General features: G+C 72.6%; 18 protein-coding genes and 1 pseudogene. 11 read left to right on the top strand and 8 right to left on the bottom strand.

The features are described from left to right. Nucleotides 1-33: 33 nt before the first annotated feature. From ACFZBU_RS14840 to ACFZBU_RS14825, 4 genes are all read left to right on the top strand, one after another. Nucleotides 34-1,083, top strand: a complete 1,050-nt coding sequence (locus ACFZBU_RS14840; RefSeq protein ID WP_391583943.1) for an aldo/keto reductase — start codon at nt 34-36, stop codon at nt 1,081-1,083. Nucleotides 1,084-1,326: 243 nt separating this feature from the next. Further along, on the top strand, nt 1,327-2,415 hold the full coding sequence (locus ACFZBU_RS14835) for an ABC transporter substrate-binding protein (protein WP_391584344.1): 1,089 nt from the start codon (nt 1,327-1,329) through the stop codon (nt 2,413-2,415). 5 nt (nt 2,416-2,420) lie between these two features. Continuing rightward, a complete protein-coding gene (locus tag ACFZBU_RS14830) occupies nt 2,421-3,527 on the top strand; it encodes a FecCD family ABC transporter permease (protein WP_391583942.1) in 1,107 nt (368 codons plus the stop codon). Next, on the top strand, nt 3,524-4,519 hold the full coding sequence (locus ACFZBU_RS14825) for an ABC transporter ATP-binding protein (RefSeq protein WP_391583941.1): 996 nt from the start codon (nt 3,524-3,526) through the stop codon (nt 4,517-4,519). The genes ACFZBU_RS14830 and ACFZBU_RS14825 overlap by 4 nt, the downstream gene beginning before the upstream one ends. A gap of 127 nt (nt 4,520-4,646) precedes the next feature. Here the strand turns inward: ACFZBU_RS14825 and ACFZBU_RS14820 are convergent, their stop codons facing one another. Beyond that, on the bottom strand, nt 4,647-5,888 hold the full coding sequence (locus ACFZBU_RS14820) for a cytochrome P450 (RefSeq protein ID WP_391583940.1): 1,242 nt from the start codon (nt 5,886-5,888) through the stop codon (nt 4,647-4,649). A 555-nt stretch (nt 5,889-6,443) separates the two neighbouring features. Between ACFZBU_RS14820 and ACFZBU_RS14815 the strand changes: the two genes are divergently transcribed. Next, entirely contained in the window at nt 6,444-7,910 is a 1,467-nt protein-coding gene (locus ACFZBU_RS14815; protein WP_391583939.1) for an acyl-CoA carboxylase subunit beta, read from the top strand. A gap of 214 nt (nt 7,911-8,124) precedes the next feature. Here ACFZBU_RS14815 and ACFZBU_RS14810 read toward each other — a convergent pair. Both ACFZBU_RS14810 and ACFZBU_RS14805 read right to left on the bottom strand, forming a co-directional pair. Continuing rightward, nucleotides 8,125-8,378, bottom strand: a pseudogene (locus ACFZBU_RS14810) (lyase family protein); the annotation flags it as partial. Between the two features lie 463 nt (nt 8,379-8,841). Further along, nucleotides 8,842-9,801 (bottom strand): D-alanyl-D-alanine carboxypeptidase family protein, encoded by a 960-nt coding sequence (locus ACFZBU_RS14805; RefSeq protein ID WP_391583938.1) that lies wholly within the window; start codon nt 9,799-9,801, stop codon nt 8,842-8,844. 122 nt (nt 9,802-9,923) lie between these two features. Here ACFZBU_RS14805 and ACFZBU_RS14800 point away from each other — a divergent pair, with 122 nt between their 5' ends. The 4 genes from ACFZBU_RS14800 (at nt 9,924) to ACFZBU_RS14785 (ending at nt 15,258) form a co-directional block, all read left to right on the top strand. Beyond that, nucleotides 9,924-10,604: a response regulator gene (locus ACFZBU_RS14800; protein ID WP_391583937.1), complete on the top strand. Its 681-nt coding sequence runs from the start codon at nt 9,924-9,926 to the stop codon at nt 10,602-10,604. Then, nucleotides 10,601-12,076 carry an ATP-binding protein gene (locus tag ACFZBU_RS14795; protein WP_391583936.1) on the top strand — a complete coding sequence of 492 codons (1,476 nt, stop codon included), beginning with the start codon at nt 10,601-10,603 and terminating at the stop codon, nt 12,074-12,076. The genes ACFZBU_RS14800 and ACFZBU_RS14795 overlap by 4 nt, the downstream gene beginning before the upstream one ends. A gap of 119 nt (nt 12,077-12,195) precedes the next feature. Next, nucleotides 12,196-12,768, top strand: coding sequence for a hypothetical protein (locus tag ACFZBU_RS14790; RefSeq protein WP_391583935.1), 573 nt, complete (start codon nt 12,196-12,198; stop codon nt 12,766-12,768). Between the two features lie 297 nt (nt 12,769-13,065). Further along, entirely contained in the window at nt 13,066-15,258 is a 2,193-nt protein-coding gene (locus tag ACFZBU_RS14785) for an acyl-CoA dehydrogenase family protein (protein ID WP_391583934.1), read from the top strand. Here the strand turns inward: ACFZBU_RS14785 and ACFZBU_RS14780 are convergent. After that, entirely contained in the window at nt 15,175-18,042 is a 2,868-nt protein-coding gene (locus tag ACFZBU_RS14780; protein ID WP_391583933.1) for a LuxR C-terminal-related transcriptional regulator, read from the bottom strand. The genes ACFZBU_RS14785 and ACFZBU_RS14780 overlap by 84 nt on opposite strands. 205 nt (nt 18,043-18,247) lie before the next feature. After that, nucleotides 18,248-18,688 (bottom strand): VOC family protein, encoded by a 441-nt coding sequence (locus tag ACFZBU_RS14775; RefSeq protein ID WP_391583932.1) that lies wholly within the window; start codon nt 18,686-18,688, stop codon nt 18,248-18,250. 140 nt (nt 18,689-18,828) lie between these two features. Here ACFZBU_RS14775 and ACFZBU_RS14770 point away from each other — a divergent pair, with 140 nt between their 5' ends. Then, nucleotides 18,829-19,764, top strand: a complete 936-nt coding sequence (locus tag ACFZBU_RS14770; RefSeq protein ID WP_391583931.1) for a polysaccharide deacetylase family protein — start codon at nt 18,829-18,831, stop codon at nt 19,762-19,764. Nucleotides 19,765-19,879: 115 nt separating this feature from the next. Here the strand turns inward: ACFZBU_RS14770 and ACFZBU_RS14765 are convergent, their stop codons facing one another. Together ACFZBU_RS14765 and ACFZBU_RS14760 are read right to left on the bottom strand one after the other, a co-directional pair. Next, entirely contained in the window at nt 19,880-20,599 is a 720-nt protein-coding gene (locus tag ACFZBU_RS14765; RefSeq protein WP_391583930.1) for a response regulator, read from the bottom strand. Further along, entirely contained in the window at nt 20,596-22,230 is a 1,635-nt protein-coding gene (locus ACFZBU_RS14760; RefSeq protein ID WP_391583929.1) for an ATP-binding protein, read from the bottom strand. The genes ACFZBU_RS14765 and ACFZBU_RS14760 overlap by 4 nt, the downstream gene beginning before the upstream one ends. Nucleotides 22,231-22,529: 299 nt before the next feature. On the opposite strand from ACFZBU_RS14760, the gene dctA reads away from it, so the two are divergent. Next, nucleotides 22,530-24,017 (top strand): C4-dicarboxylate transporter DctA, encoded by a 1,488-nt coding sequence (dctA, locus tag ACFZBU_RS14755; protein WP_391583928.1) that lies wholly within the window; start codon nt 22,530-22,532, stop codon nt 24,015-24,017. 148 nt (nt 24,018-24,165) lie between these two features. Here dctA and ACFZBU_RS14750 read toward each other — a convergent pair whose 3' ends face one another. Continuing rightward, complete coding sequence (locus tag ACFZBU_RS14750) at nt 24,166-25,542, bottom strand: tannase/feruloyl esterase family alpha/beta hydrolase (protein ID WP_391583927.1); 1,377 nt, start codon at nt 25,540-25,542, stop codon at nt 24,166-24,168. Nucleotides 25,543-25,739: the final 197 nt, after the last annotated feature.

Raw genomic sequence — 25,739 nt, 5'->3', positions numbered from 1 at the left:
GAACACGCACGCACGTACACAAGGAGCACGATCATGCGCTACCGCACTCTCGGCCGCACCGGTATTCAGGTCAGCGTGCAGGCCCTCGGCACGATGATGTTCGGGATGGTGGGCAATCCCGACCACGACGACTGTGCCCGAATCGTGCACGCCGCGTTGGACCACGGGATCAACTTCGTCGACACGGCCGACATGTACTCGGCCGGCGAATCCGAGGAGATCGTCGGCAAGGCCCTGGAAGGACGGCGCGACGACGTGGTCCTGGCGACCAAGGTGCACTTCCCGATGGGCGAAGGCATCAACCGGGCCGGTAACTCGCGGCGTTGGATCACCACGGCGGTCGAGGACAGCCTGCGGCGGTTGCGGACCGACTGGATCGACCTGTACCAGATCCATCGTCCGGACGAGTCGACCGACGTCGAGGAGACCCTCTCGGTCCTGACCGACCTGGTGCGGCAGGGCAAGATCCGCGCGTTCGGTTGCTCGACGTTCCCGGCCGAGGACGTGGTCGAGGCCCATCACGTGGCCGAGCGTCGTGGGCTCCAGCGGTTCCGGACCGAGCAGCCGCCCTACTCGATCCTGGCCCGGGGCATCGAGGGCTCGTTGTTGCCGGTGTGCGAGCGCCTGGGCATGGGTGTGCTGACCTGGAGTCCGCTGGCGTCCGGGTTCCTCACCGGCAAATACCGCAAGGGCGGCCCGATCGATCTGACGTCCGGTCGAGCCGGGCTCAACCCGGGGCGCTTCGACCCGGCACTGCCCGTGAACGCGGCCAAGCTCGACATCGTCGAGCAACTGCTCGAACTGGCCGAGGAGATCGGCTGCACGCTGCCCGAACTCGCGGTCGCCTTCCCGACGGCGCACCCGGCGGTCACCTCGGTCATCATCGGGCCGCGCACCATGGAACAGCTCGAAGGGTTGGTCAAGGGCGCGACTCTCACCCTGGACGACGCGACGCTCGATCGCATCGACGCGATCGTTGCGCCGGGTACGAACGTGTACCACCCGGACGGCGCGTGGACCCACCCGGCACTGGCCCGAAGCGCCCTGCGCCGACGCCCCCTCACCGACCGCGCGGCCGGCTGACCGACCGGCGCGCCGCACGGCTTCGACGACTTGTACCCGCAGTACCCCGGCCGACAAGGCACGCCGTGATCCCGGTCCCACGGACAGGCGTCCCGTTCGACGGACCGGGAGCGGGGTGGCGTGGGGCGGGGGCTTGGGGTTTGGGGGAACTTTGTTCGGGGGTTGGCCGACTGTGTGTGTGGGTTCGCGTTTGCGGGTCGACTGTCGGTACTTCCGGGGAGCGAAACAGTGCGGGGCAGCAAGGTGTGTGGCGTGGCCGCCGTGGTGGTTTTGTTCGCGACGGCGTGTGGGGGCGATTCGAAGGACGCGGACGGTGCGGCTTCCGGCCCGACCGTGGCGGCGACGAGGCCGGGTGCCGGTGGGGCGTCCGGTTTCCCGGTGAAGGTGGCGGACTGCGCCGGTGTCGAGACGACGTTTGCCGAGGCGCCGAGGAAGGTGGTCACCAGCAACGCCTCCAGCCTGGAGATGTTGTTCTGGCTCGGCGCCGGGGACCGGGTGATCGGAACCGGCTTCCCGCCCGGCAAGGGCACCATGCCGGCGCAGTTCTCGGCCCAGGCGGGCAAGGTCCGGGTGCTCGGCGACATGGTGATTCCCAAGGAGCAGTTGCTCGGTTCGGGCGCCGATCTCTACATCGACACCTTCGCCGACATGGGCGGCATGGGAGCAATGGGCGCGGGGCCCTCGCCGAAGGAGTTCGCGGCGGCCGGCATCAAGCACATCCATCTCAAGTCCACCGCCTGTGCGAGCAAACGCCAGGGCCCGCAACAGGACTTGGCCGCGGTCGAGGCCGACATCCGGGAACTGGGCGCGGTGACCGGGACATCCGCCAGGGCCGAAGAACTCGTCGCGGGCATGGAGCAGACCCTGGGCACGGTGCGCGCCGCGCTCGCGGGCGTGCCGCAGGACCGGCGGCCGACCTACTTCTTCTTCGATTTCGACGCCGGTACCAAGCAACCGATCGCGGTATGCGGCAAGCAGGTTGCCAACGCGGTGATCACCCAGGCCGGAGCGCGCAACGTGTTCGCCGATTGCGCCGGCGACTTCAAGCCCGTCTCGTGGGAGGACGTGGTGGCGAAGAACCCGGACTGGATCCAGTTGGGTGTACGGAACAAGGGCAGTGCCGAGGACAACGCGAAGGCGTTCGACGAGGCCGAACGCTTTCTGCGCACGTTCGATGCGACCAAGGGCCTGAATGCGGTGCGGGACGGGAAGTTCGTCCGGATCGGCTCCGAGAGCACCACGATCGCCGGGGTCCGCAACGCCGACACGGTCAGGCGGATCGCGAGCACGATCCACCCGGGACTGGTCCAACCCGCGCCGGCCGCAGGGTAGGGCCGATGGTTTCGGTATTCGAGCGCAGGACCCGACGCCGAACCGAGGCGGTGCCCGCGCCCGCCGCCCCGGTCGACGACGACCGGGCCCGCCCGGCGCGCACCGCGTGGGTGGTCGGGGTCCTGGCCGTGCTCCTGGTCGTCGCGTTGACCTCGGCCGTGTCGCTGGGATCGGTGGACATTCCGATCGGCGAAGTGTGGTCGGTGGTGGGGCGACGGTTGACCGGCGAGGCGCCCGAGCCCGGCACCCGTGACCTGATCGTGTGGCAACTGAGACTGCCGCGAGCCCTGTTGGCGGCGGTGGTCGGCGCCGGATTGGGACTGGTGGGCACCGCCGTCCAGGCACTGGTGCGCAATCCGCTCGCCGATCCGTACCTGCTGGGCATCTCCTCCGGCGCCTCGCTCGGCGCGGTCGCGGTGATCGTGCTCGGCGCGGGCACCGGAGGGGTGCTCGGCTACGGGCTGTCCGCCTCGGCGTTCGCCGGCGCGCTGGCGGCCTTCGCGCTGGTGTGGGCGCTGGCTCGGCGCGGCGGCGGATTCTCCCCGCTGCGCCTGGTGCTGGCCGGGATCGGGGTGGGCCAGTTCCTGTCCGGATTCACCAGCTTCCTGGTCCTGCAGGCCGGCGACGAGCAGCAGACGCGGGGCGTGCTGTTCTGGCTGATGGGCAGCCTCAGCGGGGCGCAGTGGGAGCAACTGGCGCTGCCCGCAGCCGCGGTGGCGCTCGGTCTGCTCGGTTTGCAGGCCCGGGCCCGGGCGCTGAACGCGCTGTCGATGGGCGACGAGACGGCGGCCGGGCTGGGCGTGGACGTCGCCCGGCTGCGGCGTGAACTGTTCGCGGTGACCAGCGTGCTGACCGGTGTGCTGGTCGCCGTCTCGGGGGCGATCGGCTTCGTCGGACTGATGGTTCCGCACGTGTGCCGGTTGCTGATCGGCGGCGATCACCGCCGACTGCTGCCCGTCTCCGCGCTGTTCGGCGCGGTGTTGCTGGTGGTGGTGGACACGTTGGCCCGTACGGCGGTGAGTACCCAGGAGTTGCCGATCGGTGTGGTCACCGCCGTGATCGGTGCACCGGTACTGCTGCTCCTGCTCGACCGACGGCTGGAGACGCGATGACGGGCGGCGGCGTGCGGGACAGCGCGGGCGAACGAGCGGGTGGCGGAGCGGACAGCGGAACCGGCGGCGGAGCGGGCGTGGGGTTCGGCACGGCACGGACGCGGATCACCGTGGAGGATCTGCACGTCACCCTCTCCGGGCGGGACATCCTGACCGGAGTCGGGCTGATCGCGGCCGGCGGCGAGATCACCGGCCTGGTCGGCCCCAACGGCAGCGGCAAGTCCACCCTGTTGCGCACGGTGTATCGGCACCTGAAGCCGCAGGCCGGCCGGGTTCTGCTCGGCGACCGGGATCTGCGGGCGATGGCCCCGGCGACGGCGGCCCGGCATGTGGCGGCGCTGCCGCAGGAGCGGGAGAACGACTTCGACTTCACCGTGCGTGAGGTGGTCGCGATGGGTCGTACGCCGTATCAGAAGGCGTTCGCGGGCGACAGCGCCGCCGACCGGGCGGCGGTGCTGATCGCCTTGGTGCAGGCCGGCGTGGAGGCGCATCAGGGTCGACGGTTCTCCACGCTGTCCGGTGGTGAGCGGCAACGGGTTCTGCTGGCAAGGGCGTTGGCACAGGAGCCGGACGTGCTGGTCCTGGACGAGCCGACCAACCATCTCGACGTGCGGCATCAGGTCGAGCTCCTGGCGCTGCTGCGCGCCCAGGATCGGACCACGCTGATCGCGCTGCACGACCTCAACGCGGCGGCCTCGGTGTGCGATCGGCTGCACGTGCTGCACGACGGTGCGTTGCGGGCGTCCGGCACGCCGCGCGAGGTGCTCACCCCGGAACTGCTCGCCGAGGTGTTCGGCATCCGCGCTGTCGTCCTGGACCATCCGCTGACCGGCGACCCGCTGATCGCGGTCGACCATCGAACGCCGGCTCCGCCGCCGCCCGCCCCGCGGCCGGTGGGTCCGGGCGGGGGAGCGGGCGGGGCCGTGGGCGAAGTGGATCACGATGAGGCCGGGGACGGCTCGGGGGCGGTGGTGACGCGGGGCCGATGGTGACGCGGGCCGATGGTGACGCGCGGCGGTGGTCGCCGGGCACGGGCATCGTCGGTGCCGACCCCGGGCCCGGTCGGGATGTCCACGTCGCCCGGGTGCGGACGGAGCCTCGGACGCCCCCGGTCGTGGATCAGGTGGGCTCCGCCGGGGTCGGGACGATGTCGAGGTGCGTCGGGCCGTTGACCATCAACGAGGGGATCGGCGGCGGGGGTTGGTCGGGGTGTGCGAGAGCGACCCGGGGGAGGCGGTCGAACAGGGTGGTCACCGCGATGCGGGTCTCCAACCGGGCCAGATGTGCGCCGAGGCAGAAGTGCGGGCCGTATCCGAAGGCGAGGTGCGCCTTGTCGGTGCGCGTGGGGTCGAACGTGTCGGGTGCGTCCGGGTGCACCGCTGGGTCCCGGCCGGCGGCGGCGAAGGCGATGACGATCGCATCACCTCGACGGATCGACACGCCCTCGCCCAACTCGATGTCCTCGATCGCATAGCGCAACGGCATGTACATCACCGGGCCTTCGTGCCGCAGCGTCTCCTCGATCACGTCGGTCCAATCGATGCCCCCCGCCCGGAGCCGAGCCGACTGCTCGGGGTGGCTGAGCAATTCGGACAGGACGCTGGTGATCAGATTGACCGAGGTCTCGTAGCCGGCGCCGAGCATCAGGAAGAGCGAGTCGAGGAGTTGCTGCTCCGAGGATTCCTCCTGGTCGGCCGCGGCCGGGATCAGCAGGTCACTGGTCGGGTCGGCACCCGGGTGTTCCCGCTTGTGTTCCAGCAACTCGACCAGTCTGCACTGGAGTTCGACCTGCCGCAGGACCGCCTCGGTGGCATCGATGGTGGTGTCCAGGATCGCGTCGATCGCGGTGCCCAGCCCGGTGCGCAGGTGGTCCGGTACGCCGAGCAGGTCGCAGATGACGGTCATGGTCAGCGGCAACGACAGGGCTCGGCGCACGTCGACGCTTTCGCCCGGCGGTACGGCCGCCAGCGCGTCGACCAGACGATCCGCCGTTGCCTGGACGCGCGGCCGCATCGCCTCGACCCGGCGGGGCGCGAAGGACGGCGCGAGCCGGGCGCGCAGTCGGCGGTGTTCCTCGCCGTAGGTGTTCGCGAGACTCTGCTGGAGCGCCACCGAGGCCATCGGCCAGCCATCGGGCAGTTCGGCCAGTCCGGGCCAGTGCCGGCGGAAGTCGCGGGAGACCCGGGGATCGGTGGTCAGCGCCTGGATCACGCCGTACCGGGTGATCGACCAGGCCCTTACCCCTCCCGGGAGTTCGACCAGGACGGCCGGTCCCCGAGCGCGCAGAGCGGCCGCCTCGGCATGCGCGGCGCGGGCGGTGGGGTCGAGCACGGGGCATCGGTGAAAGGGTTCCGCCGACATGCCGGGCTCCCTTCGAGGGGAACGTGCAGATTGGTCGCCGCGCCCACGAGGCGTGCGGCGCAGTCGTGTTCGCGAACCACGCCGACGTCCGAGGACGCCGCATACCCCTCCCTTCTACGCCTGGTTCCGCACCCTGACAACACCGTGGGCGGAGTGGGTCGGCTCGGGTGCCGGTCGGATCCGCCCGTGCGGGGACGCGTGCAGGCGAAAGGCCGATGCAAGCGATAGTCGAGGTCGTGCCGCTTTAATGAGTCGGTACCTCGTGGCGGCGCCGGCGCCGCCGGGGAGTACCGCTGCGCGAGATCCGGCAACACGAGCTGCGAGAGTTCGGAACTCTCCCGAGGACGACGGGAGTCGTGGGTCGACCGACTCGTCGACCGACTCGTCGACCGACTCGTCGACCGACTCGTCGACCGACTCGACGGGCCGGGTGCGACGCGAGACCGCAGGAGTGTGCGATGTGCGATCCCCGGGCGGATGTCCGGGGTGCTTGCAGTCACGAGTCGAGATCGACGGAACCTCGCGTCGATCGACGACTCGGGAAACGGGGAAGCCATGACGACCACTGCCACCACCGGAATTCCGGAGCAACGCGAAGCCACATCGGCGCAACCGCCGGTGTCGGATCCGGGCGATGCGCGCGATCCGCGACTACGGTTGCGCCGATTGCTCGACGCGGACGGGGTGCAGGCCCTGCCGGGAGAGGATCCGGCCGGGGTCTACGCGGTGTCCGGTCGGATCGACGGCGCCCGGGTGATCGCGTACTGCACCGACGCGACGGTGATGGGCGGCGCGCTCGGGTGGGCGAGTGCCGAGCGCATTTCGCGGGCGGTGGACACGGCGGTGCGCGAGCGTTGCCCGGTGGTGGGCCTGTGGCATTCCGGCGGCGCCAAGCTCGCCGACGGGGTGGAGTCGATGGACGGCGTGGGCCGGATGTTCGCGGCGATGACCCGTGCCTCGGGCCGGGTTCCGCAGATCTCCGTGGTGCTCGGTCCGGCCGCGGGCGCCGCGGCGTACGGCCCCGCGCTGACCGACATCGTGGTGATGGCGCCGGCCGGCCGGATGTTCGTGACCGGGCCGGACGTGGTGCGCAGCGTCACCGGCGAGGAGATCGACATGGCGGGCCTGGGCGGTCCGGAGGCACACGCCAGACGTTCGGGCGTGGCGCACGTGAGCGCCGGTTCCGAAGACGAGGCGTACACCCACGCGCGTCGGCTGGCCGGGTTCTTCGCCCGGCCCGGCCGGTTCGATCCGGACGCCGCCCGCGGCCGTACCCGGGACCTGCGCGCGCTGCTGCCGGAGTCGGCGCGCCGGGCCTATGACGTACGCCCGTTGGTGCACGCGATCGTGGACGGCTCGGGACCCGAGGACTTCACGGAACTCCAGTCGCACTGGGCGCCGAACATCGTGGTCGGCTTCGGTCGGATGGCCGGGCGCAGCGTCGGAGTGATCGCCAACAACCCGCTGCGCAAGGGTGGTTGCCTGGACTCGCTGTCGGCCGAGAAGGCGTCGCGGTTCGTCCGGATGTGCGACGCCTTCGGAGTCCCGCTCGTGGTGCTCGTGGACGTGCCCGGCTATCTGCCGGGGGTGGGCCAGGAGTGGGGCGGGGTGATCCGGCGCGGTGCCAAGCTGCTGCACGCGTTCGCCGAAGCCGAGGTGCCGCGGGTGACCGTGGTCACCCGCAAGTCGTACGGCGGTGCCTACATCGCGATGAACTCCCGTTCCCTGGGCGCCACTGCCGTGTTCGCGTGGCCGGAGGCCGAGGTCGCGGTGATGGGCGCGGAGGCGGCTGTGGGCGTCCTGCACCGCAAGCGGCTCGCCGCCGTGGAGGGCGCGGCGCGCGAGGAACTCCTCGCCGCACTGGTCGCCGAGCACGAGCGGATCTCCGGCGGCGTCGGCCGGGCCCTGGACCTCGGCGTGGTGGACGAGGTGATCGAACCGAAGGACACCGTGGAGCGGGTCGTGGAGGCACTGGCCGGCGCACCCGCCGGCCGCGGTCGACACGGCAACATCCCCCTTTGAGCCCCGGTGGCGCCGTCCCCCCGTGCGGCGCCACCGGTCCTACCCGTGGATCGACGGATTCCCGACGAGTTCCGTGACCGGCGCGGCCCCTCGATCGACGTGACTCCCCGACTACAGCCGGCGCGCCGGTGGTTCGGTCTCGGCCCGGGAGGCTCGCCCCGCTGCTCGGTCGGGCCGCCGCCCGGCGGTTGCCGGCCGAGGCATCCGATCGCGCCGCCGCGTCCGGCGCGCCGCCGGTCAGGCGCAGACACTCGCGCAGCAGGTTCCATTCGGCGTGCCACACACCGGCCGCGCGCTCGTCCTCGTTGACCGGACACCGGGTCAATCCGGCTGCATTACCGGCACTTGCAGCGCCGCCGAGCGAATCAGGATGGCCGGTACCGGATTTCGCTTGTGCGGCATCGCGGAGGAGCCGCCGCTGCCGGCGACCGGGCGTTCGCTCACCTCGCCGACCTCGGTCCTGGTCAGTCGAGGCTCGAGTCGTGCTTGCGACCCGCGATGATTCCCGGAGCCCGGAATATCGGGAGACACGCCATCATGCCAGGTCGATTTCTTTTGGTAGTTTACTGTCAATTGGTCCTGGATTGGTCCCGTGTGCAGTCGGGCGACCGTAGGCGGTGTACACGCGTTCGGGGGCCGAGACCCCGGGTGAGAGCGACGGGTTCTCCGGGACATGGATGGCGCTGTCCGGCTTCGGGATGGGGCTGTCCATGGCCACCACGACCTCGATCGTGCTCTCCCGGGTGCCCAAGGAGCGCAGTGGTGTGGGCGCGGCCGTGCTCCAGGCCGTCAACAAGGTCAGGAGCCGACCGGACACCGGGCCGTCGAACATCGGCCGGCGGCCGGGTCGTGCGCGGTGCCGACCCGGACCGCCGGACACGGCCGGTGGGGGCGAACGGGGCGGGTGTCGCGCCGGTGTGCGCAGGTCCGGCTACGGGGTGCCGATCGAGCGGATCAGGGTTTCGCTCGCGTTGATCGCGGCGGCGGCGGTGCTGCCCTTGCGCTGGGCCATGACCGCGGCGACCACCAGTTGCGGCCGGCCGTCGATGCGGCGCTCGGCGGCGAAGACGAGGTTGCCGCCGGCCGGGGTGGTGAAGCCGGTCTTGCCCGCGAGCACGCCCTCGCGGCCGAGCAGGGTGTTGCTGTTGGACTTGGTGATCTGCGCCGAGTCGGTGTAGCTGCGCACGCCGGCGACCGCGGCGAAGGCCGGTTCGCGCATCGCGACCCTGAACAGCCTGACCTGGTCGGCGGCGGTGCTCACGGTGGCGCGGTCGAAGCCGCTGGGATCGGTGTAGTGGGTGTCGCGCATGCCCAGCTCCTTGGCGGTGCGGTTCATCCGGGCGACGAAGGTCGCCTCGTCCCCGTCCACCCAACGGGCGATCTCGTGGGCGACGTTGCTCGCCGAGACGGCCATCAGCGCCTCCAGGGCCCGACGTTCGGTGAAGGACTCGCCCGCCGTGACCGGGGTCAGGCTCTCGAACCGGCGCAGTCGCTCCGGGTAGCGGTTCGCCTCCTCGGCCGAGATGGTGAACGACGGCCCCGGTGCCCCCGCCGCGAGCGGCTTGGCCTTGAGGAACAGGTAGGCGGTCATCACCTTGGCCAGGCTCGCGGTCGGCGTGCGCTTGGCGGAGCCCGAGGCGAGCGGCTCCCGGGCGTCGTCGACCGACACGGCGGCCTGGCCGCCCTCGGGCCATGTGGGGGCGAGCGTGACCGGCCCGCCGGCGACGGTGGAGGTCGGCGGGGCCGCGGACCCGGTGGACACCGACACCGCGTTGGTCCGGGTCGACTCGCCCGCGCAGCCGGCGACGAGGGCCAGCAGCGCGGCGACGACGAGCGCGACCGCGCCCGACGATCGACGGCGGGGGACGGGGAGTGCAGTGCGTATGGTCATGGCCTCGACCCTGGCGAGTGCGGATGACCACCCTCGGCCGGGAAGAAGACCGTTCTGTCACAACCGGCCCGATCGCTTCCGCGAAGCGCGTTCGCGGCCGGATGCTGATCGATACTGAACCAATGGTTCGCGTGCTCCTGATCGAAGACGACCCCGCCGTGGCCGAGGGCCTGGCCATCGGCCTGCGCCGGCAAGGCCACACGACCGAGGTGCGGCACAGCGGCGAGGACGGCCTCGTGGGAGTGGCCGGATTCGATCCCGACCTGGTCGTGCTGGACCTGATGTTGCCCGGCATCGACGGCTTCGAGGTGTGCCGGCGCATCCGCCGGGCCGGCACCCTGCCGGTGATCATGCTCACCGCGCGCAACGAGGACATGGACGTCGTGCTGGGCCTGGAGGCGGGTGCGGACGACTACGTGGTCAAGCCGGTGCAGGCCCGGGTCCTGGAGGCCCGGATCCGTGCGGTGCTGCGCCGCACCGAGTCGGCGGCCCCGGTCGGGCGCCGCGAGGTACACGGCGAACTGACCCTGGATCGCACCGCGCTCACCGTGCTCAAGGCCGGCCGGCCGGTCGCCCTGGCGCCCTCCGAGCTGCGGTTGTTGCTCGCGCTGTCCGCCTCTCCCGGCCAGGTGTTCAGCCGGGGGCAGCTGCTGGAGGCGGTGTGGGAGCACCCCTACCTCGGGGACAGCCGCCTGGTCGACGCGTGCGTCAAGCGCCTGCGGATCAAGATCGAGGAGCCGGACCGGCCGGCTCGCTACATCCAGACCGTGCGCGGCTTCGGCTACCGGTTCGGGCCGCTGTGATCGGGCCGCTCGCCCGGCTGCGCGTGCTGCGCGGCCTGCGGGTACGACTGGCCTCGGCCTGCCTGCTCGTCGCCGCGTTCGCCGCGCTCGCGACCGCCGCGCTGACCTACCGGGAAGCCCGTACCGCGATGTTGCAACGCGCCCAGGACTCGGTGGTGCGCTCGGTGCGCGACCGGGTCGACGCGGTCGCGCCGTCGGTGCCGTTCCCGCCGGACCAGGCCGCGCTGGAGCGGATCGTGGCGCTGGTGGACACCCGGGGCAACAACGACCACTGGGCCGTCGCGGCCGGCTACCGGGACCTGTGGGCGGCCACCGACAGCACGCTGACACCGAACGCGATCCCGGCCGAGCTGCGCACCACCTCCACCGCGGCGACCGCGTTCCAGCGGGTGGAGCGCGAGGGCGTGATCCTGCTCGCCGTCGGCGTGCCGGTGACCTTCGCCAAACCGCTCGACGGACGCCTGTCCGGCGTGCAGGTCTACGTGCTCACCCCGATGCGCGCGCAGATGCAGGAGGAGGCGGCCCTGGTCCGGGCCGCGCGCAACGGCGCGATCCCGGCGGTCCTGCTCGCACTGGTCCTGGCACTGGTGGTGGCCGGCGGGGTGCTGCGCCCGGTCCGGGCCCTGCAACGGGCCACCCGGCGGCTGGCCCAGGGCCGCCTGGACACTCGGCTCCAGGTCAAGGGCGGGGACGAACTCGCGGAACTCGCACGGGACTTCAACCACACCGCAGCGGCCCTGGAGCAGAACGAGGCGCGGCTGCGCACGATGGAGGCCCGGGCGCGCGGCTTCGCGGCGGACGTCTCGCACGAACTGCGCACCCCGCTCGCGGCGATGGCCGCCGTGATAGACGTGCTCGACGAGGACGCCGCCGCCGAGCGGCTGGATCCGGACACGGCCGCCGCGCTGCGTCTGGTCTCCGCCGAGACCGGCAAGCTGACCCGACTCGTCGACGACCTGATGGAGATCTCCCGCTTCGACGCCGGCGCCGCCGCGCTGCACGTGGACGAACTCGACGTGGCCGAGGCGGTGCGCCGCTGCCTGGCCGCACGGGCCTGGTCGGACGCGGTGTCCACCGAGCTGCCGGCGGGGATTCGGGCCGAGGTCGATCCCAGGCGCTTCGACGTGGTGGTGGCCAACCTGGTGGGCAACGCGCTGCGGCACGGCGCGCCGCCGGTCGAGGTGGGCCTGGACACGGAGCGGCGAGCGGACGGCCTGTGGATCGTGCTGCGCGTGGCCGATCGCGGCCCCGGCCTGGCCACCGACACGCTGGATCGGGTGTTCGAACGCTTCTTCAAGGCCGACACCGCCCGGGCCCGCTCCGCCGGGAGCGGCCTGGGCATGGCGATCACCCTGGAGAACGTGCGGTTGCACGACGGACAGATCCGGGCGGCGAACCGACCCGACGGCGGCGCGGAGTTCACCGTCGAACTACCCCGGTACGCCCGGATCCGAGCCACGGAGGACGTATGACGACGGCCCGGCCAGGCCCGGTGCGGTGGATCCCGGTGGGGCCGCGCCGCCCGACATCCGCCCTTCGGGCCTGCCGCGCTCACCTCGCCGCACCGGAGAAACAGCCGCACGGAACCACGATGCGGCTGCTGCTCCGACACGTCCGGCCAGGGCACCGGACGACACGACCCGATCCGCGAAGGTCCGCCGGGCTCGGCCTGGCGGCGGCGGTCGCGTTGCTCGCGGTCGGCGCCGGTTGCGGCATCCCCACCACCGGTGCGGTGGAGGCCGGGTTGCCCGCACAGGGCATCGTCTCGCCCGCCCCGCCGGGACAGCCCGGCAGCCTGTACGTCTACCTGATCGCCGACCATCGCATCCAACCCGTCCTGCGCACCTCGCTCACCGGTGTCACCCCACAGGCCGCGATCGACCTGCTGCTCGCGGGACCCAGCTGGGAGGAGGGCCGGGCCGGGGTGACCAGCGCCGTCCCGCGCAACGCCGGACCCGCGCGGGTGAGCGCCCAGGGCGTCACCCTCCGGGTCGACCTGGCCGGTGCCATTCCGCTCACCGGGCTCCTCCTGGACCAACTGGTGTGCACCGCCTCGATGGCCGACATCCGCAACGCTCCGAACGGGATCGCGGCGCCGGTGTCGGTGAGTACGCCGATCCAGCGCGTGGAGAACCGGTTCTGCCCCAACCCGATCGTGAACTGAGTCGGTTCTGCGGCGACCGGGGCGCGCAAGTCGGGTCGGGGCGGTGCATGTGGCGGCGGCGCGCGTTCGGCCGACCGGACGCGGAACGGCAACCCCAGCCCGGGTAGGGGCGGCGGTCAGGGGTTCCGCCACCGATCCCGGGTTCATACGCTGGCGGGGCCAACCGGTTGACCGCCGCGTCGTCGCGCCCGTCGAACCGGCGATTCCCGGACGGGCCGCGGGCGTTGCCCACACCACCGGAGCAGATCCGCACGGCCCGAAGCGTCTTCGGGACGCATCGCCGAAGGGAGCCACGACATGGACGTGTCGCACCGGGACGAGGTCGGGGAGTTCACCGCGAACGCTGCGGCGCTGATCACCCGACACTGGGGCCGGGCCGGCGCCGCGCCCACCGGGGACCTGGACCGGCTGTGGGACGTGGGTGCCGTGCACGGCTGGTTCGACCTGGGCGACACCGGCGCCCTGGCCGCCGCGATCGCCCTGGTTCGCGCGCTCGGGCGGGCCGCATGCCCGCTGCCGGTGCTGGACGCCTTCGTCGCGGCCCGGCTGTTCGCCGCGAACACCGGCCTGGCCGGCGCGATCGGCGACGGCGGCATCCGGGTGGTGACCGCGCTGCCGGGCGGGGGCGAGGCCGACGTCGGCACCGACTGCCTGATCGAGGCCGGCGACGCGGCCACCCACGTGCTGCGCCTGCCGTACGGCGGCGGCCCGGTGGGGCTGTACCGCATCCTCGCGGCCGAACCGGTCGAGGGTCTGGCCGTACCCCGGTGGTCCCGGGCCCGACTCGGGGCGGCCCTCGCGTACGACGCGATCCCGGCGGATCGGGCCGATCGGCTGCTGACCCTGCTCCGACTGGGCCTGGCCGCACGTGCGTTCGGCGCCGCCGAGCGCACGGTGGCATCCGGGCGGGCCGGGAGCGGTGCTCGGCGCGAGGTCCGGATCGGCGCGCGCGACCCGGGCCGGCCGCGGGCCGAGCACAGCCGGATCGAACTCGACGCCGGCGACCTGCTGATCACCGACGCGGTCCGCCGGTACACCGAGGGCGCCACCGACTGGGTGCTCGCCGCCGAACTGGCCGTCGCGCACGTGCGTCGGATCGCCCCGCGGGTGCGTGTCGACGCCCATCGGTCACAGGTTTCGGCCGCCGGCCGCTTCGACGACCACGAGACGCCGTGGTTGTTCCGCCGGGTGCACACCGATCTGGCCTGCCTGGGTGCGTTCGGCACGCCCGGCGGCGAGGTCGCCGATCGCCTGTTGGAGGCCGACCCGGACACCGAAGCGGACGCCGGCCCGGATGCCGGGGTCGGGTTGCCCGAACCCCGCCTGGGGCCGGACGGCGATGCCCTGCGCGAGGCGGTCCGCAAGGTGGTCGCGAGCCGCCCGACACCGCTGCCGGCGGGCCCGGAGCAGGCCGACGACCCGGCAACCGTGGCCGAGTTGGCCGAACACGGCTGGTTCGCCCTGGACTGGTCCGCGGTGCACGGCGGCAGCGGCGGCACTCCCGCCGAACGGTTCGCGCTGCGCCAGGAGGTCTGCCGGCATCGCCTGCCGGTCACCGCTGCCCTGGCGTGCGCCACCGCGTTCGGCGCGGCGATCGCCCGGCACGGCACGCCGGAGCAGCGTGAGCGATTGTTGCCCGGGATCCGCCGGGGCACGCTGCGCATCGCGTCGGGCTACCGGGCCACGCGGGCCGAATTCGACCCGGCCGCGGTGCGGGTGCGTGCGGCGCGGGCCGGCGGCGCGGAACGGGGTGACTGGGTGGTGACCGGCGATCGGCTGTGGTCCACCGACGCGGACGGGGCCCGCTACGTGTGGCTGGCCGCGCGTACCGACCCCGACCGCCGGCGACCGCAGGCCGGCCTCACCGTGTTCCTGGTGCCGCTCGACACGCCGGGTGTGACCGTGCGACCGCACCGATCCCCGGCGGGCGAGAGCGGATGCTCGGTGCTGCTCGACCGGGTCGAGGTCGCGGACACGGCCAGGATCGGTGCCGTGCACGGCGGTTGGTCGGTGATCGTGGACACCTTCGCCGCCGAGTCGGTCGCGGCCGGCGACGTCGCGGCCACGCTGCACCGCGAACTGGTCGACCTGATCGGGCTGCTGCGCACGGGCCCGGAAGCGGCCTCGGCGGCGGGGCCGCGTGGCTCCGCCGCGCGCGCCGGACTGACCGAACTGGCCGTGCGGGTCCAGGCGATCCGCCTCCTGGCGGCGGCAGCGGTGATGCCCGCGCGGGGCATCGGCGACGACACCGCGCGCCTGCATGCCCTCGCGGCCGGGGCGTTGGGTGGTGAACTGGGAACGGACTTCGGCGCGTTGGTGCTGGATCTGCTGGGTCCGGCGGCGGCACTGGGCGCGGGTGCGGTGGGCGTGGTGGGCGAGGGGGTGGCCGGGCCGACGCCGCGTCGGTCAGCGACGGATGCGCTCGGCGGCACCGGCGATCTGCACCGCGGCCTGTTCGCCCGGGCATTGGGGCTGCCGGTGCGCGTCTGAGTCGGCCGCCGCGGGCCCGGTGGATCGGGGCTCGTCGGTGCGCCGCGGGGCTGCGCCGGGCGGTTCGTGGGTGGGCCGACACCAGTCCAGGTGCGAGCGCAGGTGGGCGGGCAGTTGCCGGCGGTTCTTGATGTCGAGTTTGCGGTAGACCCGGGTCAGATGCTGCTCGACGGTGCTCACCGTGATGAACAACTCCTCGGAGATGCCCCGGTTGCTGTACCCGGACGCGGCCAGGGCGGCGACCCGCTTCTCCGATTCGCTCAGATCCGCGCCCGCGCCGCCGATGTTCGTCTCCAACAGGTCGGCGTACGCGTGCGCGATGTTGCGCGCACGCGGGCGTGCGCCGCAGTCCCGGGTCAGGTGCCAGACCCGGGACTGCAGGGTGGCGGCGCGGACCGGCTCGGCCAGGGCCCGATAGGACTCGGCGAGGGCCTCCAGGGTGCGGGCCAACTCCAACGTGTCCTCGGACCGGCGCAGCGCCTCGACCGCCTGGGTCAGCAGCGCCGGGCGTTCGGCGACGTCGACGGTCATCGCGTGCAGCCGCAGCGTGGTCCCGCGGATCCGGCCGCCACCGGGACCGCACAGCCGTAGCTGCTCGGTCACCAGGTCCCGGGCGCGCTCGGTCTCGTCGAGTCGCAGCAGGGCCTCGGCGGCGTCGGTGCGCCAGGGCACGAAGAACGGCTGGTCCACTCCCCAGCTGTGGACCAGCCAGGCCACCTGGAGGAAATCGGCGAGTGCGGCCCGGACCCGGTCGGTGGCCAGCAGGAATCTGCCCCGGGCGCGCAGGTAGGCGAGTCCGTGCAGGCCGGTGAACAGGTCCTTGCCGACCGGCTGGTTCACCTGGTGTGCGGCGGCCGCATAGTCGCCCATCTCGGTATATACGCAGATCAGGCTCGCCAGTGGGCCGCCGAGGAACAGACTCCCGGCGCGCTCGGGCAGGACCGCCATCGCCTGCCGCGCGTACGTCTCCGCCTCCGGCAACCGGCCCCGGCGCAACGCCGCCTGGGCACATGCCGAGCCGAACACGGCTTGCCAGCCCGGAGCTTCGCGCCGGATCGATTCGGCAAGCAGGGCCCGGGCGTGGGCTTCCGCGCGGCTCGCGTGGTCCCGGTCGATCAACAGGTGCAGCGCGGCGACCAGCGGCGACAGGGTCACGTCGGTCAACCCGGACACCCGTAACAGGTGTTCGGCGGCCTCGACGCGCTCGACGGGATCGGGTAACGGTGCGGCCGCTTGCGGGTGGCACAGCCACGGGTGCGGAAGATCCGATTCGACGTGGTCGACCCACTCCGCCCGCGGGTCGGTGTGTTCCTTGAGCCGGTCGAGGACCCGGCGGGCCGCGTCCAGTCGGCCGTGCGACAACAGTTGGTGGGCCAGCGGGGTCATGCTCGACGCGGGCAGGTCGCCCAGGGCCAGCGCGGTCAACGGCTCGCCCAGGCACCGCTGTTCGGCGGCGTGGGGGTTGAGCCGCCCGGTGACCTCGGCGAGCCGGACGTGCGTCTCGGCACGCGCGGCGGGGTCGCGGCACTGTTCGGCGGCCAGTTCGAGGCAGGCGATCGCCCGGTGGGCCCGATCCTCGTCCAACGCCTCCTCGGCGGCCTCGCGCAGCACGCCCACCGCCCACGGGTCGGGGGCCTCGCGGGCGGCGAGCAGATGGGTGGCGATCCGGGCCGCCGGGGCAGCCTCGTAGCGCAGCACGGCGGCGGCGCGACGATGCAGGCCGCCGTGTTCGGCCGGATCCAGACTGTCCAGCAGCGCGTTGCGGGCCGCGCGGCGCAGTCGGTCCCCGTCCAGCAGGCCGGCGCCGGAGAGTGCGCCCAGGGCCTGTGCGGTGGCGCGTGGCGTGGTGTCGGCGATCCGGGACAGCACCTGGGCCGATGCGCCGGCGTCCAGGACGGCCGCGGCCCGGGCCACCCGCCACATGCCGGCCCCGCCTCGGCGCAGGCAGGTCAGCACGGCCTGGCTGAACGGGCCGCCGGGCGTCGGCGGTGTCGCGGCACCGGTCGCGGATCGGTGCTCGGCGATCAGTGCGCGCAGCAACAGCGGGTTGCCGCCGGTGTGTTCGTGGTACCACTGGGCTCGATCCGAGGCGGATCCCGAATCCGAATCCGGGGCCGAGTTCGGATCCGGGTCCGGGCCCGAGTTCGGGTCGGGGACGTCGGGGTGCTCGGCGAGCAGTTCGGCCACGCCGGTCGGGGTCAGCGGGGCCAGGCGAATGCGAGCCAGGTCGGGTTGGCGCAGGAACTCGGTGTCCGACTGCGGGTCCGCCAGGGCGAAGTCGAGCGAGCGGGCGAACAGTACGAGAACCCGGGCCCGGCCCGAATGCCGAGCCAGGTGCAACAGGCACCGCACCGAGGCGGCATCGGCGTGTTGCACGTCGTCCAGGGACACCACCACCGGTTGCCGCAGGGCGACTTCGTGGATCGCGGTGGTGAATCGCCGGGCCGCGCGGGTGGTGTCCTCGTCCTCGACCAACCGACCCAGGGCGAGGGCCAGTCGGGCCGGTACGGCCGGGCCGTCGAGGAACTGGGCCAGGATCGCCAGGGGTCGGGCGCGGGGCGCGGCCGATCCGGTCGCGGACAGCGACATGGCGCCGATGGCCGCGGCCTGCTCGCCGACCCAGCCGAGTATCTCGCTCTTGCCGCAACCCACGGCGCCGTCCACCAGGACGACACCGCCACGTGCGGCGGCGCACTCCCGGAGCGCCGTGCGCAACCTGCCGATTTCCGGCCCTCGTTCGATGAACTCCATGGCCTCTGCGAGCCCCCAAGTATCGCCGTGCACACGTTCTCCCACCGGTGCATGAAACCCCGGAGCCGCCGGCCTCGTCAACCATAGGTAACCGGCCATTGACCGCCAGTGACAGCGGATGGGTTGCTTGTGCCTGTACGAACGGGCGGGAGAAATCGCGAACGTGTCCGGCCCACGACCCACGGCCGCCCGGCGCCGGCCCGGGAGGGTGCCGGCCCGGGACGGTGCCGCGGGTGGGTCAGTTCGGCGCTCGGCCGGCCGCGACGCAGAATTCGTTGCCCTCGGGGTCGGCCATCAGGAAGTGGTGGCCGGTGTACTCGTGCAGGATGGTGCCGCCCGCGGCCACCAAGCGCGCGGCCTCGGCGCCGATGCGCTCCCAGCTCTCCTCGGGCGAGCCGTGTCCGGGCACCCGGATGTCGATGTGCAGCCGATTCTTCACGGTCTTGGGCTCGGGCACCTTCAGGATGGACAGCCGAGGCCCCACACCCTTCGGATCGCACAACCACGCGGAGTCGTCCGGCGACTCGTCGTCGGGCAGGTCGAACGACGCGAACCATTCCGCGCGAGTCTCGAACGGCGCGGGAGGCGGTTCGTCGATGTAACCGAGGGCCGTCTTCCAGAAGTCGGCCACGAGCGGCGCGTTCGCGCAGTCCAGGGTCAGGGAGATGTACACAGTCATACCGCGACGCTAGCGGGCGCCGACGACACTCGGCGGTGTGCCACACGGGTACCGGACGATGGGCGCGGGGGTGATCTTCCAGGGCGCGTCTTCGCTCCCGCGTCGTGGCGCTCGGGGCGGGATCGAGGACACGCTCTAGGGTGAACCCGCACGGCGGTTGGCGTCGCGCGGATGTGGAGGACGGCGCGATGGACGTGGGCCGACGGGTGGTGCTGGCAGCCGCGTTGGGCGGGCTTCTGGCGGGGTGTTCGGATGCGGGGAAGTCAACCGCGCCGACGACGACGGCACCGCCGGCGCCGGCGGCGGCTCGCCCCGCCCCGTCGGAGCCGACACCGCCGCAGCCCTCGGGCCCGCCGCCGGCCGCCGTCCCGACCCGGGAGCAGATCGTCGCCCGGTACGGCAGGCAGGTGCCCACGAGTTGGGGCCTGGAGGTGCCGGGGTCGTTGTCCCGCCTGCCCGGCACCAGGAAGGTCGCTGCGCTGACCTTCGACGCGTGCGGCGGCAAGGGTGGCAGCGAGTACGACCGCGCACTGATCGACTTCCTGCGTGAACGGTCGGTCCCGGCAACCCTGTTCGTCAACTCCCGCTGGGTCGACGAGAACCTGCCCACGCTCCGGCAACTGGCCGCCGACCCGCTCTTCGAGATCGCCAACCACGGCACCCGGCATCTGCCGCTGTCGGTGTCCGGCCGCGCCGCGTACGGGATTCCCGGCACCAGGGATGCGGGCGAGGTCTACGACGAGATCACCGGCAACCGGGCCAAACTCACCGAACTGCTCGGCCGGCCACCGCGGTTCTTCCGCTCCGGGACGGCCTACTGCGACGACGTGGCGGCGAGGATCGTCACCGACGTCGGCGAACGCTTCGCGAGCTTCCACGTCAACGCCGACGGTGGCGCCACCTTCACCCCCGAGCAGGTTCGCAAGGCGATGCGGGACGTACGCCCGGGCTCGGTGGTGATCGGCCACATGAACCACCCACGCGGCGGCACCGCCGCCGGAATCCGCCTGGCCGTGCCCGAACTCCTGCAACAGGGCTACACGTTCGTGCGCCTCTCGGACGCGCTCGAGTCCTGAACCGGCCGATGGCGATACCGGGTCGGAGCGTCTCGACCCCGGCATCGGCGGGGCGGGGCCCCGATGCGGCCAAGTGTTCGCTCATGGCCTCGCTTCCGGGCGTGCCGAACAGGGCCTATCCGGGTCCGGGCGGGCCGGACGTGTCCGGTTGTGGGGTGTGCCAGCGGTAGATGTATTCGGGGCGACCGGCGCGTCCGTAGCGGGGTTCGCGCGAGACCAGGCGGCGGGCGGACAGGTGGTCCAGGTAGCGGCGGGCGGTCGGGCGGGAGACGCCGACCGCGTCGGCGATGTCGGCGGCGGAGGTCACCGCGCCCGTGCTCAGGTGCGCGACGATCGCCTCGAAGGTGGCGGCGGCCAGGCCCTTGGGCAGCGGCGCCGCCTCGGAGGTTCGGCGCAGCGCGGCGAACGCCTGGTCGACCTCGCGCTGTCCGGTGGCGGTCGGCGCGGCACCGGCCGCGCCGATCCGGCGGCGGTATTCCGCGTAGCCGTCCAGGCGCTCGCGGAACGCGGCGAACGAGAACGGCTTGAGCAGGTACTGCACCACGCCCAGTGACACCGCCGAGCGCACCAGCCGCAGATCCCGGGCAGAGGTGACGGCGATGACATCGGCGTCGTGTCCCTGGGCGCGCATGGTCCGGCACAGGTCGAGGCCGTGCAGGTCCGGGAGGTAGAGGTCGAGCAGGACCAGGTCGACTCGGCGGGTGGACAACAGGCGCAGTGCCTCGGTGCCGCTGCCGGTGACGCCGACCACCTCGAACTCCGGGATGCGGCCGGTGAAGACCGCGTGCGCCTCGGCCAGGACCGGGTCGTCCTCGACGATCAGGGTGCGAATCATGCTTCCTCCCCCGGACGTTGGCCCGGCAGTGCGGGCAGGCGCACGGTGAACACCGCGCCGCCGGTCTCGCCGCGGGCGACGTCGACGGTGCCGGCATGCCGGGCCACCGTGGCCCGGACCAGGGCCAGACCCAGACCGCGGTCCTGGGATCCGTAACTCTCCTTGGTACTCCACCCGCGCTCGAACACCCGGGTGGCGAGCGGTTCGTCGATGCCGGGACCGCTGTCCGCGACCCGCAGCAGCAGGCCGCCGTCGACCGCGTCCGGGTCGGCGCCGACGGTGACCCGCACGGTGCGCGGCGGCGGCGCGGACACCGCCGCGTCGATCGCGTTGTCGACCAGGTTGCCCAGCACGGTGACCAGGTCGCGTGGTTCGAACCGGGAAGCGAGCGCGTCGAGCGGGTCCGGCCCGTCGTGGTCGGTCGCCGGCCCGCCGGTGACGGTCAGCTGCACACCGCGTTCGGCGGCCTGCGCGTGCTTGCCGAACAGCAGTGCGGCCAGGGCGGGTTCGTGCACGGCGGCGGTGAGTTCGTCGGCCAGGTCCTGGGCGGCGGTCAGTTCCCCGGTGGCGAATCTGATCGCCTCCTCGCCGCGCCCGAGTTCGATCAGCGCGACGATCGTGTGCAGCCGGTTGCCGGTCTCGTGTGCGGATGCACGCAGCGCCTCGGCGAAGCCCTTGACCTGGTCGAGTTCGCCGACCAGGGCGCGCAGTTCGGTGTGGTCGCGGAAGGTGGCCACCATCCGCCCGTCCCGGCCGGTCGGGCTGATGTTGACCGCGAGGGCCCGGGTGTTGCACAGGTGGATCTCGTCGCCGACCGTGCGGCCGGCGACGAGCGTGTCGGCCAGTGTGCGGTCCAGACCCAGGGTGCCCACGTGCCGCCCCTCCGGCGCGTCCGGCAGCGCGAGCAGCCGGACGGCCTCGTCGTTGGCCAGCACCAGCCGGCCGGCGGAGTCCACCACGATCAGGCCCTCGCGGACGGCGTGCAGGACCGCGTCGTGGTGTTCGTACACCCGCCGCAGCTCCACCGGTCCCAGACCCAGGGTCTGCCGGCGCAGCCGGTGGTGCACGGCCATGCTCGCCGCACAGGCCACGGCGAGCGCTGCGGCGGCGACCGCGAGCACCAGCGGGACGTCCTGGCCGACCAGCGCGTCGACCCGGCGGTTGGTGACTCCGACGGAGACCAGCGCGATCGGACGGCCGTCGGGGCCGAGGACCGGCACGACGGCGCGTACGGAGGGGCCCAGCGAGCCGGTGTAGGTCTCGGTCGAGGTGCGCCCCCGGGCCGCGGCGTCGATGTGACCGAGGAACGTCTTGCCGATCCTGGTCGGGTCGGGGTGGGTGAAGCGGGTGCCGTCGACGCTCATCACCACCACGAAATCGACGCCGTTCTCCTTGCGGATCCGCTCGGCCGTCGGCTGGAGCCGGGCGGTCGGGTCGGCGGAGCCGGCGGCCTCGGCGATGCCGGGCGCGCGGGCCAGCGTGCGGGCCACGTCGAGTGCGCGCTCGCGGGCGGTCTGCTCGCCGGAGCGGCGTACGGCATGGACGGCGACGCCCGAGCCCGCCGCGACGAGCAGCAGGACGAGGGCGAGCTGCCACAGCAGCACCTGCCGAGCGATGCTCTGGTTGGCCATGCGCGAATTATCACTGGACGTCCGGCCCGTCTCGCAAGACGGCCATCGTCCGCATTTCAGGCGTTTTCCGACGATTCGGCCGGAATTTCGTCGTGCGCGTAATGCGCGTAACCACCGACCTCCGCCCCTGTCGCGCCAATCTACGTGCCGTAACGCGCTGTTTCGCCGATGTTTCCGCCGCCCGACCGGTTCGACCACCGGCCGGGCCCGCCGGGCGAGGCGGGGCCCGGCCCGGTGCCGGCTCCGGTGTCGCAGCGTTCCCGTCCGCTCGACCCGACACCCCTCCCGGGAGGCCCCTCATGTCCCAGGCCACCACGACCGACCCGGCCGCCGGCGCGGCCGACCCGCCGCCGCCCGCCGACTCGCCGCCCGTCCGGGCAGCGCAGGCGCGCCGGCCCTGGTACACGCTGTTGTACGTGTGGGTCCTGGTCGGCATCCTCGCCGGCATCGTGGTCGGCGCCGCCTGGCCGCACACCGGCGAACAGCTGCGCCCGCTGGGCGACACGTTCGTCAACGCGATCAAGATGATCATCACGCCGATCATCTTCGTGACCGTGGTGACCGGCATCGCGGGCGTGGACAGCCTGCGCGGCGCCGGCCGGATCGGCTGGAAGTCGCTGGTCTACTTCGAGGCGTTGACCACGATCGCGCTGATCCTGGGCCTGGTCGTGATGAACGTGCTGCGCCCGGGCGACGGGGTGCACGCCGACGTCGGCTCGATGAAGGTCTCCGCGACCGCGCAGGGCTACATCGACAAGGGCGAGGCGCAGTCCTGGTGGCACTTCCTCACCGACCTGGTGCCCAGCAGCGTGGTCGGCGCCTTCGCCGACGGCGACGTGCTCGAGGTGTTGTTCTTCGCGGTGCTCTTCGGCATCGCGATCAAGCTGGTCGGACGCCCGGCGGAGGGCATCGCGGTCGGCGTGGAGCGGACCGGCCGGGTGCTGTTCGCGGTGCTGCGCATCGTGATGTACGCGGCACCGGTCGGCGCGTTCGGCGCGATGGCGTTCACGGTCGGCAAGTACGGGCTCGACACGCTGACCAGCCTGGGCAAACTGGTGGCGATCTTCTACGGGACGAGCCTGTTCTTCGTGGTGGTGGTGCTCGGTGTGGTGATGGCCGCGATCCGGCTGAACATCCTGCACCTGCTGCGCTACATGAAGGACGAACTGCTGATCGTGCTGGGCACCTCCTCCAGCGAGAGCGTGCTGCCCCGGGTGATCACCAAGATGGAGAACCTGGGCGTGCCGCGGCAGGTGGCCGGTCTGACGGTGCCGAGCGGGTACTCGTTCAACCTCGACGGGACCTGCATCTACCTGACGCTGGCCGCGCTGTACGTCGCACAGGCCACCGACACACCGCTGTCCATGGGGCAACAACTGAGCCTGGTCGCCGTGTTGTTGCTGACCTCCAAGGGCGCGGCGGGGGTGACCGGGTCGGGGTTCATCGTGCTGGCCGCGACGTTGTCCACGGTCGGGCACGTTCCGGTGGCCGGAATCATGCTGGTGTTCGGCATCGACAAGTTCATGAGCGAGTGCCGCGCGTTGACCAACGTGTGCGGAAACAGCGTGGCGAGTCTGGTGGTGGCCTCCTGGGAGGGCGTGCTGAACCGGGACCGGGCCCGCAAGGTGCTGGCGGGTGAACCCGCCCCGGCACCCGACGACGACGTCGACACGATCAACCCACCCGCACCCGCACCCGCACCCGCACCCGCACCCGGCGCCGAGGGGGTCGGCCCGGCCGCCGGGGTGACGATCACCAAGGACTCGCCGGTGGCGACGCCGCACTGAGCGCGCCCCGCACGTCGGGCACGGCCGGTTCCGGCGCCGCCGGGGCCGGCCGCCCCACTCCCGGCGCGTCAGGGCCCCGATTCCGCTCCACTCGGCCCGCCGCCGCCCCCGTGACCCGGCCGCACTCCGCGCGAGCCGACGAGCACCCCTACAGTCCGCAGCCGTTGACCCGGTCCGCCCCTTCCGCAGCCGCCGGGACGGTGTGGCTCGCGGGCGGCGGCGTGCCGCGCGTGGTCCAGGCGGTCAGGGCGTCGAACGCCGAGGCGAAGCACGGCGACATCGCCTGGGCCACCTTCGGCAGCGCCGGGTACAGGCCGTCGGCATGCATTCCGCCGGTGACCCGGTAGTAGCGGTGCAGACCGCCGCGCCCGGTCTCGTCGACCATTCTCGCGTACACGTCACCACTCTTCGTGATCGGCAACAACGCGTCGAGCGTGCCCTGGAGGCTGATCAGCGGACGCTTGATCCGCCCGGTCAGGGACAGCCGTTCCACCACCTTGTGCACGGCGGCCGGACGGTCGGCGTACACGTAGTCGGTGTCGCAACCCTCCATGGTGTTCGGCGGGCAGAACGGCGTGCCGCCCTCCTTGGGGCCGTCGTACCCGGGGTCGATCTCCTCGCGCACGATGCGTTGAAGCGAGTCCCACAACTTCCGGTAGTGGAACTCCCACGTCGGTTCGGAGCCCGCCGGGTAGCCGGCCGCGTACATCTCCTCCCGTGCGCCCGGCACGTTGTCGCGATACCTCGGGTAGGCGCGCAACGCGGCCGGCGCGGTGTCCAGGATGTTGGGTGCGGCGGGCGTGAGCAGCACACCGTGCAACTCGACGCCGCCGGTGAACAGGCCCGGATTGTGTTCGAGTTGCCACCGCACCAGGTAGCCGCCGGCAGAGGCGCCCGCCATGTAGGTCTTCGCCGGCCGCCGCCCGTAGTGCCGCGCGGCGACCTGCTTGGCGGCCACGGTCAACTGGGCCACCCGCTCGTGCCATTCCGCGATGGCGTCGCCGGGACGCCGGCCGTCCTCGAAGATCCGCTCGCCGGTGTTGCCCTTGTCGGTGGCCGCGTAGGCGAAGCCCCGCGCGAGCACGTGGTCGGAGATCAGCCGGTCGTTGGCGTACTGCTCGCGCACGCCGGGTGGGCCGGCGACGACCAGGCCGCCGTTCCACTTCTCCGGCAGCCGGATCACGAACTGGGCGTCGTGATGCCACCCATGATTGGTATTGGTCTTCGAGGTGTCCGGGAAGTAGCCGTCGAGCTGGACGCCCTCGACGCCGGACGGATCGACCGTGCCGGGCGCCTCCAGGCCGGCCCAGTCGTTCGGGTCGGTGTGCCCGGACGCCTCGGTGCCGGCCGTGGTCAGATCGGCCAGGCAGGCGCCGATCACGTACTCCGCGCCGGGCACACGCACGCTGCACGACGATCCGGCGACCGCATCGGACGGGGGTACGGCGCTCGCCGCCGTCGAGCCCAGCGTCGCGGTCAGCAGCCATGCCGCGGCGACGACGAGTGGGCGGGTGGTCTTCGGCAAGATCTTGCCCTTCGTGGGGTGATCGGAACGACCGGAGCGCATCCGAATGGACAGGTGAAGCGGGGTGAACCCGGTGCGATCGGAAAGCCCGGGACCCCGCCGATCCGAGGTTAGGAAGGGCCGGACGGTGGCCCACAGATGCCGAATGGCCAGTCCGCGACCGCCCGGCTCCACCCGCGGCCGCGATCGGACCGGCC

It is taken from the genome of Embleya sp. NPDC008237 (assembly GCF_042956465.1).
In the GTDB taxonomy this organism is placed as follows: domain Bacteria; phylum Actinomycetota; class Actinomycetes; order Streptomycetales; family Streptomycetaceae; genus Embleya.
This window is presented reverse-complemented; position numbering and strand designations above follow the sequence as displayed.

Bases quoted from the DNA above. Each gene is read 5' to 3' on its own strand.
- ACFZBU_RS14840 (WP_391583943.1), top strand. From the start codon at position 34: ATGCGCTACCGCACTCTCGGCCGCACCGGTATTCAGGTCAGCGTGCAG.
- ACFZBU_RS14830 (WP_391583942.1), top strand. From the start codon at position 2,421: ATGGTTTCGGTATTCGAGCGCAGGACCCGACGCCGAACCGAGGCGGTG.
- ACFZBU_RS14825 (WP_391583941.1), top strand. From the start codon at position 3,524: ATGACGGGCGGCGGCGTGCGGGACAGCGCGGGCGAACGAGCGGGTGGC.
- ACFZBU_RS14820 (WP_391583940.1), bottom strand. From the start codon at position 5,888: ATGTCGGCGGAACCCTTTCACCGATGCCCCGTGCTCGACCCCACCGCC.
- ACFZBU_RS14815 (WP_391583939.1), top strand. From the start codon at position 6,444: ATGACGACCACTGCCACCACCGGAATTCCGGAGCAACGCGAAGCCACA.
- ACFZBU_RS14805 (WP_391583938.1), bottom strand. From the start codon at position 9,801: ATGACCATACGCACTGCACTCCCCGTCCCCCGCCGTCGATCGTCGGGC.
- ACFZBU_RS14800 (WP_391583937.1), top strand. From the start codon at position 9,924: ATGGTTCGCGTGCTCCTGATCGAAGACGACCCCGCCGTGGCCGAGGGC.
- ACFZBU_RS14790 (WP_391583935.1), top strand. From the start codon at position 12,196: ATGCGGCTGCTGCTCCGACACGTCCGGCCAGGGCACCGGACGACACGA.
- ACFZBU_RS14785 (WP_391583934.1), top strand. From the start codon at position 13,066: ATGGACGTGTCGCACCGGGACGAGGTCGGGGAGTTCACCGCGAACGCT.
- ACFZBU_RS14775 (WP_391583932.1), bottom strand. From the start codon at position 18,688: ATGACTGTGTACATCTCCCTGACCCTGGACTGCGCGAACGCGCCGCTC.
- ACFZBU_RS14765 (WP_391583930.1), bottom strand. From the start codon at position 20,599: ATGATTCGCACCCTGATCGTCGAGGACGACCCGGTCCTGGCCGAGGCG.
- ACFZBU_RS14760 (WP_391583929.1), bottom strand. From the start codon at position 22,230: ATGGCCAACCAGAGCATCGCTCGGCAGGTGCTGCTGTGGCAGCTCGCC.
- dctA (WP_391583928.1), top strand. From the start codon at position 22,530: ATGTCCCAGGCCACCACGACCGACCCGGCCGCCGGCGCGGCCGACCCG.